Annotated in this window: 9 protein-coding genes and 1 pseudogene; 4 read left to right on the top strand and 6 right to left on the bottom strand. The window is 72.9% G+C overall.

Translation table 11 applies throughout. The annotated features are described in order from the left end of the window. Positions 1-261 (top strand): annotated as a pseudogene (locus AB0J97_RS49695) (hypothetical protein); the annotation flags it as partial. 66 nt (positions 262-327) lie between these two features. Here the strand turns inward: AB0J97_RS49695 and AB0J97_RS49690 are convergent. The 3 genes from AB0J97_RS49690 to AB0J97_RS49680 all read right to left on the bottom strand — a co-directional run bounded on the left by AB0J97_RS49690 (position 328) and on the right by AB0J97_RS49680 (position 2,316). Further along, a complete protein-coding gene (locus tag AB0J97_RS49690; protein WP_364103904.1) occupies positions 328-639 on the bottom strand; it encodes an EthD family reductase in 312 nt (103 codons plus the stop codon). Positions 640-727: 88 nt separating this feature from the next. Then, positions 728-1,198 (bottom strand): ribonuclease E activity regulator RraA, encoded by a 471-nt coding sequence (gene rraA / locus AB0J97_RS49685; RefSeq protein WP_364103901.1) that lies wholly within the window; start codon positions 1,196-1,198, stop codon positions 728-730. Positions 1,199-1,347: 149 nt separating this feature from the next. Then, positions 1,348-2,316: an NAD(P)-dependent oxidoreductase gene (locus AB0J97_RS49680; protein WP_364103898.1), complete on the bottom strand. Its 969-nt coding sequence runs from the start codon at positions 2,314-2,316 to the stop codon at positions 1,348-1,350. A 207-nt stretch (positions 2,317-2,523) separates the two neighbouring features. On the opposite strand from AB0J97_RS49680, the gene AB0J97_RS49675 reads away from it, so the two are divergent. Next, positions 2,524-4,125 (top strand): serine/threonine-protein kinase, encoded by a 1,602-nt coding sequence (locus AB0J97_RS49675; RefSeq protein WP_364103895.1) that lies wholly within the window; start codon positions 2,524-2,526, stop codon positions 4,123-4,125. Positions 4,126-4,183: 58 nt separating this feature from the next. On the opposite strand, the gene AB0J97_RS49670 is transcribed toward AB0J97_RS49675, so the two are convergent. Further along, the gene (locus AB0J97_RS49670) at positions 4,184-5,026 is read right to left on the bottom strand and encodes a hypothetical protein (RefSeq protein ID WP_364103892.1); all 843 of its coding nucleotides are present in this window, start codon (positions 5,024-5,026) and stop codon (positions 4,184-4,186) included. Positions 5,027-5,261: 235 nt separating this feature from the next. Here AB0J97_RS49670 and AB0J97_RS49665 point away from each other — a divergent pair, with 235 nt between their 5' ends. Further along, complete coding sequence (locus AB0J97_RS49665) at positions 5,262-6,851, top strand: lectin (RefSeq protein WP_364103889.1); 1,590 nt, start codon at positions 5,262-5,264, stop codon at positions 6,849-6,851. Between the two features lie 50 nt (positions 6,852-6,901). Here AB0J97_RS49665 and AB0J97_RS49660 read toward each other — a convergent pair whose 3' ends face one another. Further along, a complete protein-coding gene (locus tag AB0J97_RS49660) occupies positions 6,902-7,861 on the bottom strand; it encodes an NADP-dependent oxidoreductase (RefSeq protein WP_364103886.1) in 960 nt (319 codons plus the stop codon). A gap of 103 nt (positions 7,862-7,964) precedes the next feature. On the opposite strand from AB0J97_RS49660, the gene AB0J97_RS49655 reads away from it, so the two are divergent. Beyond that, positions 7,965-8,564, top strand: a complete 600-nt coding sequence (locus AB0J97_RS49655; RefSeq protein ID WP_357710538.1) for a helix-turn-helix domain-containing protein — start codon at positions 7,965-7,967, stop codon at positions 8,562-8,564. Here AB0J97_RS49655 and AB0J97_RS49650 read toward each other — a convergent pair. Next, positions 8,539-9,381 (bottom strand): dioxygenase, encoded by an 843-nt coding sequence (locus AB0J97_RS49650; protein WP_364103883.1) that lies wholly within the window; start codon positions 9,379-9,381, stop codon positions 8,539-8,541. The two genes, AB0J97_RS49655 and AB0J97_RS49650, sit on opposite strands and share 26 nt — an antisense overlap. Positions 9,382-9,421: the final 40 nt, after the last annotated feature.

Raw genomic sequence — 9,421 nt, 5'->3', positions numbered from 1 at the left:
GACCGTGGCCCGGGTGACCCCTCCAGCCGTGGTGTGATGCTGGACCTGGACGCCAAGACGTTCGCCGAGCTGACCGGCGGCAAGTTCAACCCCGACACCCTGGGCGTGGACGGCGTCAAGGGCGAGGGCCACATCAAGATCCAGTATGTGGTGACCAAGTGGGGTCAGGGTGTGGGCAAGAAGGCCGCTCCGGTGGCGTTCGACACCGGCGCCTGGCGTCAGCAGGACACCGGCACCGTCCCCCTGTCGGTCAAGAAGTAACACCCGCACAGCGCGTACACGACGAAGGGCGTTCCCCGACCACGGGGAACGCCCTTCTCGCATGTCTCAGAGCACCGACGCCGACGGCCCGGTCGTCATCGTGACCCCCGCCACGGCGAACTCGCCCACGTCGGCGACCGCCGCCTGCCCCTTCTCGCTGGCCATCGCCGCGAGGAACGACTGCTCGTCGTCCCAGGTCAGCACCGCGACCAGGTGGTAGGCGGGCCGCTGCCCGCCCCCGGCCACCGGACGCTGGACGGTGTAGGCCCGCAGGTCGGGCAGCGCGGCCGCGAGCGGGACGTGGATCTCGTCGTAGTGCTTGTCGAAGGCCGCGACGTCCTCGGGGTGGTGGTAGAGCACGATGAGCTGGAATGCCATGGTCCGCCTCCGGATCGTGATGTCCTGCCACGAAATCACAGCCCGGGTTCCCTGATAACCCCGACGGAACGGGCAAATAGGAAGTAGGTCAGCTCGGCACGCGGGTGACGAGAATCCCGTCGTCGTCGCTGAACAGCTCGGCCCCCGGCGAGAACGTGACGCCGCCGAACGTGACCGGCACGTCCCGCTCGCCGGTGCCCGTCTTGCCGCTCTTGCGCGGGTTGGAGCCCAACGCCTTCACACCGAGATCCAGCTCGCGCAGCGCGGTCACGTCCCGGACGGCGCCGTGGATCACCACGCCCGCCCAACCGGCCGCGACCGCCCCACCCGCGATCATGTCGCCCATCAGCGCGGCGTGCAGCGAGCCGCCGCCGTCCACCACCAGGACCCGTCCTTCGCCGGGCTCCGACAGGACCGCCTTGAGCAGGGCGTTGTCCTGGTGGCAGCGCACGGTGGCGATCGTGCCGTGGAAGGCGCGGCGCCCGCCGTACTGGCGGAGTTGCAGGTCGCAGGAGTCGAGCTCGTCGCCGCGCTCGTCGTACAGGTCCGCGGTGTTCATGGGGGCCTTTCCTGGCGGAGTGTCAGCGGTCGCGTTCATGCTGCCACGCCGGGCTCCCAGGAGGTCGGCAAGCCGGTCGGCCCGGCCGGGGTCGCGGCCCCGGCAGAAGGGCGAGGTCGCCGAGACCCACGTTCTGGCCGCCGGTTCCGCTATCGGTCGTGGCCCGCGCCGAGCCAGGAGGCGTAGTCGGCCACCCCGGTCTCGACGTCGTAGGCGGGCTCGAAGCCGGTGTCCTCGCGCAGCCGGGTGATGTCGAGGTAGGTGTCACGGCCGGTCCCGGCGGGGTCGCGGCCCTCGCGCAGCTCGACGTCCGCGCCGGGCACGGCCCGCCGGATCGCCGCGGCGACCTCGCCGTTGGTGGTCATCCGCCCGGTGGCCACGTTGTACGTGCGATGGCGCAGCCGCTCGGCCGTCTGCAGCGACGCGATGGCCCGCGCGCAGTCCTTGACGTAGCACAGGTCGCCGCCGTCCCCGGCGTACGCGCCCCACGCGGGGCTCGTCAGGTCCGGCGCGGAACCCCGTACGGCGGCGTGCACGAGCTGCGGCAGCAGGAAGAACGGTGAGCGCGGGTGCCCGAGCGGCCCCCAGATCGCGCCGATGCGGAGGTTGACCACCTCCAGGCCGGTCGCCGCGGCCAGATGACCGGCCATCAGCTCGCCGATCTTCTTGAACGTCGGGATCGGGTGGGAGGCCGCCATCGTCAGCGGCAGGTCCTCGCCCAGCGGACCGGGGGCCTCGACGCCGCCGTAGACGCCGATGGTGCTGGCCAGGCCGAGCCGGGACACCTGCCATTCGGTGGCGGCGTGGAAGACGTTGAGCAGGCTCGCGACGGACTTCTCGACCCCCTCGACCGGCTCGTGCGCGCCGGGCGGCCACGGGATCGAGCCCGCCAGGTGCACGATCCCGGTGATCTTGTGCCGGTCGCCCAGGGCGAGCAGCGAAGCGCGGTCGTCGAGGTCGGCCTGCTCGACGGCGAGCCGCCCCTCGGCCTCGCCGGCCAGCAGCGCGGGCACCTCGGGGGCCCGGCGCTGGACGAGCACGACGGATTCGCCGAGGTCGAGCAGCGCTCGCGCGGTGTGCGTCCCGATGAAGCCGAGCCCGCCCGTGATGAGGATCATACTGTTCCTTTCATCAGCATCACTGATCGTCAGTGCTGCTGATGATTAACGTAGTACGCGGACAGGGTGGCTGTCCAATGGGGCATCCCGGGGGCGGCGGATCTGGATTCATCCCGCTAAAGTTCATGATTCGGTACCGCTGCTGTCCCCAGGAGTCACCGCCTCATGCCGAACGCCGAGCCTTTACGTCCTGGAGACCCCACGTCCTTGGGAGCCCACCGGATCACCGGATGGCTGGCCTCCGGCGGGCAGGGGGTCGTCTACCTCGGCCAGGGGCCGGACGGGCGGCCCGTGGCCGTCAAGGTCCTGCACGGCATCGTGGCCGGTGAACGGTTCGCCGCCCTGACGGAGGCGGCCCGCCGGGTCGAGCCGCCGGGCGTCGCGCGGGTGCTCGACGCGGCCTGGGGGCGGTTGTCGTACATCGTGAGCGAGTACGTGGAGGGGCCGTCGCTGGCCGAGGTGGGCCGGCTCGGCGGCGGTCAGCTGCGGCACCTGGCGGTCGGCACCGCCACGGGGCTGGCCGCGGTGCACCGGGCGGGGCTCACGCACGGTGACCTCAAGCCGTCCGGCGTGCTGCTCGGCCGGGACGGCGCGCGTCTGGTCGGCTTCGGCACCGCCGGCACGGGGCCGGGCTCCGGTCGTGCCGGTGCGGGGACCGGGCCCGGACAGGGGGCCGACGGGGGCGCGGTGGCGTACATGGCGCCGGAGCAGCTGGACGGAGGCTCGGCGGGGGCGGCGGCGGACGTCTTCGCGTGGGCGTCGGTGATGGTGTTCGCGGCCACGGGCCGTCCGCCGTTCGGCGACGACGCGCCGCCCGCGGTCGCGGGGCGCATTCTTCGGGGGGAGCCGCAGCTCGGCGAGCTGCCGGACCCGTTGCGTGAGATCGTCCGCGCCTGCCTGGCCAAGGATCCTCAGGCGCGCCCGCCCATGACGACCGTCCTGCCCCTCCTCCTGGGCGAACCCCACCCGGCCACCGCCCCCGGCCCGCATCCGACCGGCCCGCATCCGACCGGCCCGCATGCCGGTGGCACGTTCCCGGGTGGCGGGCAGGCCGGTGGCGGGCATCCGGCAGGGCTGCCGTCCGGCGGTCCCGTGGCTGGTGGCGCGGCGGCCGGCAGTGCGGCGGCCGGCAGTGCGGCGGCTGGTGGTGCGGCGGCTGGTGGTGCGGCGGCTGGTGGTGCGGGGGGTGCTCCAGGGTCGGGGAAGGCCGTGGGAAGGCGGTCGCCGGTGCTGGTGCTCGGAGCCGGGGCGGTGGCCGTGTGCGTGGCGGCCGGGGTCGTGGTGTGGAACTCCGGCAAGCGCCAGGCGGACGCCGAGGTGCGTTCCGCCCAGGAAGCCGTGCGGACGTCCGCCACGGCGAGGCCGTCCAGGCACGGCACGGCCGCTCCGAGGCCCACGAGGACGCCGCAGCGCCGCGCGGCCCGCCCCCGTCCCACCCCCACCGGCTCTCCGGAACGCTCCACGCCGTCACCCACCCCCACCGGGACGGCGTCGTTCGCCCTGGCGTACGTCCGCGTCCAGGGCGCCTCGAAGATCAACTCCGCGGGGGTCGCCTGCTACACCGGCGCGCTCACCTTCGCCGCCGGAGTGGACGCCACCCGCACCGGCGCCGCCTTCTCGTACCAGTGGCTCTACGACGGCAGGGTCGTCGAGCGCGGGACGTCCCGCCTGCCGGCGGGCAGCCGCGGCGGCTCCGTCAGCTCCAGGAGGCTCGTCACACCGGCGGGTGGCAGGCACACCGTCGCCTACCGGATCCTGAGCCCGTCGCCCAGGACGAAGTCCGTCACGTTCACCATGTGCACGCCGTAGGCGGGCACGAGAAGGGCGGGCCCGCGCAGCAGACCCGCCCTGATGGCACGCACGGGCATCACAGCCCGTAGCTGACCACCCAATACCCGTTGTACCTTCCGCCGTAGCAGGACAGCCTGGTCGGGCTGTGCCAGCTGCCGACGACCGTGCCGCCGCCGATGCGGCAGCGCAGCGAGGTCACGTACTGGTGGTTCCAGCCCCACTCACGGTCGCCGTCGCGCCAGCGCTCGTCGTCCTCGTCGTGGCCGCTCTCCCGCCAGCGGTTGTCGCGGCGGTCGTCGTCGTTCCAGCGCTTGTCCTCGTGGCGGTCGTCGTCCTTGCAGCGGTCGTCATCGCGCCAGCGGTCGTCGTCCTCGTCGCGGTCGCCGTCCCAGGGGCGGTCGCTGTCCCACTGGTGCCGGTGGTCCTCGTCCTTGCAGCGGTCGTCGTCGTCACCGTCCCAGGGGCGGTTGTTGTCCCACTGCTGCCGGTGGTCGTCGTCCTTGCAGCGGTCGTCGTCCTTCCGGCGGTCGTCGTCGTCCCAGGGACGGTTGTTGTCCCACTGCTGCCGGTGGTCGTCGTCCTTGCAGCGGTCGTCGTCGTCACTGTCCCAGGGGCGGTTGTTGTCCCACTGGTGGCGGTGGTCGTCGTCCTTGCAGTGGTCGTCGTCCTTCCGGCGGTCGTCGTCGTCGTCCCAGAGAAGGTCACCGACCCAGGGGTGCCGGTGGTGGCCGTCCTTGTTGTGGTCGTCGTCCTTGCAGCGGTCGTCGTCGTGGTCGCCGAGGTACGGCCCCCTGACGTCGTAGCCCGGAGCCGCGAAGAACGGCTCCGGACCCGGGTCGGCGACGGCCGGGACGGCGGTGACGAGCGGAATGGCGCCGATCGTGGCGCAAGAGGCAAGTGCTGCGATGAGTCGTCGCATCACACCGATCCAATCACTGTCGATGATCTAACCGCTACAGATAGTAACCGCAGGTCAGCGACTTGAAACGCGGCCCGGAGGGCTCCGTGTCACCCCTTCGGAAGCCCTTTGCGCGCCGAACGGCAGGCAACAGAATCCCTCAAGACCCCTTGACTCCACACGCAAACCGACGGACGATCCCGTTTGATTTAGTCGGATCATGTTGGGTTCTCATCCTCGGTGTTGAAGGAGTCCCATGCGTGCGATCCTTCGGTCAACCCTCGCCCTGGCCCTCACCGCGACCTGCCTGATCGCCGTCGCCGGCCTGGCGCCGCCCGCCTCCGCCCTGGACAACGGCCTCGCCAGAACGCCCCAAATGGGGTGGAATGACTGGAACAGCTTCGGCTGCTCGGTCAGCGACGCCCTCGTCAGGCAGACGGCCGACGCCATGGTCGCCTCCGGCATGGCCGCGGCCGGCTACGCGTACGTCAACATCGACGACTGCTGGTCCACCAGGACCCGCAGTACGGCCGGCGACCTCGTCCCCGACCCGCAGAAGTTCCCCGGGGGCATCAAGGCGGTCGCCGACTACGTCCACGGCAAGGGGCTCAAGCTCGGCATCTACTCCTCGGCCGGCACCACGACGTGCGCCGGCTACCCGGCCAGCCTCGGCAACGAGCGCAGGGACGCGGCCCTGTGGGCGTCCTGGGGCGTGGACTACCTCAAGTACGACAACTGCGGCGACCACCTCGGGCAGAGCGCGCAGCAGCGCTACACCGCCATGCGCGACGCGCTGGCCGCCACCGGCCGGCCGATCCTCTACAGCCTGTGCAACTGGGGCCAGGACAGCGTCTGGACCTGGGGCATGCCGGTCGGCAACTCCTGGCGCACCACGGGCGACATCCAGGCCAACTGGGGCTCGGTCATGGGCATCCTGGACAGCCAGGCCGGGCTGGAGGCGTACTCGGGGCCGGGCGGCTGGAACGACCCCGACATGCTGGAGGTCGGCAACGCCGGGCTCACCGCCACCGAGTCCCGGGCCCACTTCAGCCTGTGGGCGCTGCTGAACGCGCCGCTGGTCGCGGGCAACGACCTGCGTTCGATGAGCGCCGAGACCCGGACGATCCTCACCAACGGCGAGGTCATCGCCGTCGACCAGGACTGGGGCGGCCGGCAGGGGCACAAGATCGCCGACAACGGGAACCTGGAGGTCTGGCGCAAGCCCATGGCCGCGACCGGCACGGGCACCGGCTCGGTCGCCGTCGTGCTGCTCAACCGGGGGAGCGCGGCGGCCACCGTCTCCACCACCGCCTCCGCGCTGGGCCTCGGCGCCGCCTCCGGCTACGCCGTGCGCGACCTGTGGGCCCACACGACCGGCTCCTCGACGGGCACGATCAGCGCCTCCGTCCCCGCCCACGGCGCCGCCATGTACGTCGTCACCGGCGGCGGCACGCCCCCGGCGGCCACCGCGCTCAAGGGCGCCGGCTCCGGCAGGTGCCTGGACGTGCCCGGCGCGTCCCAGACCAGTGGCACCCAGGCCCAGATCTGGGACTGCAACGGCGGCCCCAACCAGCAGTGGACCCCGACCGCCGGTGGCGAGCTGCGCGTCTACGGCGGCAAGTGCCTCGACGTGTACGACCGCGGCACCGCCGACGGCACCCGCGTGATCATCTGGGACTGCAACGGCCAGACCAACCAGCAGTGGCGGCTCGGCGCCGACGGCACGGTCACGGCCGTCGGCGCGAACAAGTGCCTCGACGTGCCGGACAACGCCACCGCCAACGGGACCAGGCTCGTCATCTGGACCTGCAACGGCGGCGCCAACCAGCGCTGGACCCGAACCTGAGGCCCGCCGCGGGACCAGGCGGGCCCGCTCCGGCCCCGCTCGGGGCCAGGTCAGGCCACGCGAAGGACGATCTTCCCCTGGATGTGGCCCTGCTCGGCGCGCTCGTGCGCCTTCGGGGCCTCCTCCAGCGGGAAGACGCTGTCGACGCCGACGCGCAGCCGTCCGGCGTCGATCAGCTCGGCGAGCGCGGCCATCTGGGCCCCGTCGGAGTGCACCTGGCCGCCGCGGTGCACGATGCCGCGCCGCGCGACCTCCTCGTCGTGGTAGTCGCCGAAGAAGACCGGGCTGAGCGTGCCGCCGTCCTTGAGCACGGGCAGCAGGCGGTGGCCGTCGGGGCCGCCCACGGCGTCGATCAGGCAGTCCACGTCGCGTACCGCGTCCTGCGGGGCGACGCGGGTGTAGTCGACGAACTCGGCCACGCCCAGGTCCTTCAGGAACGCCTCGTGCCGGCCGGAGGCGACGCCGATGACGTGCGCGCCGAGGTCCGCGGCGAGCTGGACGGCGAAGTGGCCGACACCGCCGGCCGCGCCGTTGACCAGGACCCGGCTGCCGGGCCGCAGGCCGATGATGTCGTGGACGTACTGGTAGGCGGTCAGCCCGGCCATCGGCACCGCGGCGGCGGCGACGTGGTCCACCGTGGCGGGCTTGCGGGCCAGGTGACCGGCCGGGGCGGTGGTGTACTCGGCGTACCCCCTGCCGCCCTCGTCGCCGACGCGGGGGAAGCGGACGAGGCCGTACACCTCGTCGCCCTCCTGCCAGTCGGTGACGCCGGGGCCGAGTGCCGCCACGACGCCCGACACGTCCGAGCCGGGGGTGAAGGGCAGCGGGATCTCCGGCCGCTTCGACGGCGGGATGTTGGCGAACCCCCTGCGGGCGTACCAGTCGGGCGGGTTGAGCGCGGCGGCGCGCACCTGGACCAGGACCTCGCCCGGCTTCGGCACGGGCACGGGGACCTCTTCGAGCCGCAGGACCTCGGGGCCGCCGACCTCGTGCACGCGGATGGCCTTCATCGTCGATTCTCCTCGGGGAGACGGGCGCCGCTATGATGCGGAGCAGTGTTCCGGATCATAACCGGAGCGCTGCTCCACTTGTCAATCGGCCGGAAGGTGGCGGATGACCGAAACACCCCGTAACCAGCGCGCGGACGCCCAGCGCAACCGGGAGCGCATCCTGGCCGTGGCCGCCGCCGTCATCGAGGAGCAGGGCACCGAGGCGTCCCTGCGCGACGTCGCCCGCCGCGCCGAGGTCGGGATGGGCACGCTCTACCGGCACTTCCCGACCAGGGAGGCGCTGCTGGAGGCGCTGCTGCGGCAGCGCTTCGACCGGCTCGCCGAGCGCGCCCAGGCGCTGGCCGGCGCCGCCGCGCCGCGCGAGGCGCTGGTGGAGTGGCTGCGCGCGTTCGTCGAGGGCGCGGGCGCCTACCGGGGGCTGGCCGCCTCGATGATGGCCACGATCAACGACGAGGGCTCGCCGCTGCACGCCTCCTGCCACGCGATGCGCCACGCGGGCGGACGGCTCCTGGAACGCGCCCAGGCCACGGGCGAGGTGCGCGCCGACGTGACGGGGCTCGACCTGTTCGCGCTGGCCAACGCGGTGAGCTGGATCGCCGAGCAGGCCCCCTCGCTGGCCGCGCGCGGCGACCACTTCTTCGGCCTGCTCATGGACGGCCTCCGCCCGCCGGGCGACCTCACCGGCCGAGCGGCACCAGCCTGAGGTCGAACTCCACCTCCTCGTACGGCCCGTCCATGTCCCACCCCCCGGTACGCGGCACCGGCCGCCGCACCAGCTCCTCCTTGACCGCGTACGCCGCGTCGGAGCCCAGGTAGGGGTCGCCGGCCAGGAACACGTGCGTGGTCAGCGGCCGGTGGCCGGGCGCGATGACCTGGTAGTGCAGGTGGGCCGGGCGCATCGGGTGCCGCCCGACCGCGCGCAGCAGCCGGCCGGCGGTGCCGTCGACGGGCACCGCGTAGCTGCTCGGGCGGACCGTGCGGAACCAGTAGCGGCCCTCGGCGTCCGCGGTGAACAGGCCGCGCAGGTTGCCGGGCTCCTGGGCGGCGTCCTGGCTGTCGTACAGGCCGTTGTCGGCGGCCTGCCACAGGTCCACGGTCGCGCCGGGCAGCGGGACGCCGTCGCAGGACAGCACCCGGCCGTGCACGACCATGGGCGTCCCGCGCCCGCGCTCGGGGCCGCCGCTGATCCACGCGCCGGGCTCGCGGGCGGGGGCGGGGGAGTGGAAGGGGCCCTCGACCGAGGAGGGCGTCATGTTCTCCGGGCCGGCGTGGTTGACCTCGTCCACGGCGGAGGTCAGGCCGAGCATGTCCGACAGCAGCACGAACTCGTCGCGCTCCGGCGTGCACCACGTGCCGGTCTCGGCGAGGAAGGCCAGCCCGGCCCGCCATTCGGCCTCGGTGGGGCGCACCTCGTCCACGAACGCGTGCAGGTGGGCGACCAGCGCGGAGACGATCTCGTTGACCCGCGGGTCGGGGCCGTGGACCTGGTCGAGCACCTGCCGCACGAGCTTGTCTGTCATGGCGACCGTCCTTGACGGGGACCGTGGGGGTTCATTATCC

This window comes from Nonomuraea sp. NPDC049607, assembly GCF_040675375.1.
Classification (GTDB): domain Bacteria; phylum Actinomycetota; class Actinomycetes; order Streptosporangiales; family Streptosporangiaceae; genus Nonomuraea.
Note: the sequence above shows the minus strand (reverse complement) of the source record. Positions and strands in the feature narration are given on the sequence as shown.

Bases quoted from the DNA above. Each gene is read 5' to 3' on its own strand.
- AB0J97_RS49690 (WP_364103904.1), bottom strand. From the start codon at position 639: ATGGCATTCCAGCTCATCGTGCTCTACCACCACCCCGAGGACGTCGCG.
- rraA (WP_364103901.1), bottom strand. From the start codon at position 1,198: ATGAACACCGCGGACCTGTACGACGAGCGCGGCGACGAGCTCGACTCC.
- AB0J97_RS49680 (WP_364103898.1), bottom strand. From the start codon at position 2,316: ATGATCCTCATCACGGGCGGGCTCGGCTTCATCGGGACGCACACCGCG.
- AB0J97_RS49670 (WP_364103892.1), bottom strand. From the start codon at position 5,026: ATGCGACGACTCATCGCAGCACTTGCCTCTTGCGCCACGATCGGCGCC.
- AB0J97_RS49665 (WP_364103889.1), top strand. From the start codon at position 5,262: ATGCGTGCGATCCTTCGGTCAACCCTCGCCCTGGCCCTCACCGCGACC.
- AB0J97_RS49660 (WP_364103886.1), bottom strand. From the start codon at position 7,861: ATGAAGGCCATCCGCGTGCACGAGGTCGGCGGCCCCGAGGTCCTGCGG.
- AB0J97_RS49655 (WP_357710538.1), top strand. From the start codon at position 7,965: ATGACCGAAACACCCCGTAACCAGCGCGCGGACGCCCAGCGCAACCGG.
- AB0J97_RS49650 (WP_364103883.1), bottom strand. From the start codon at position 9,381: ATGACAGACAAGCTCGTGCGGCAGGTGCTCGACCAGGTCCACGGCCCC.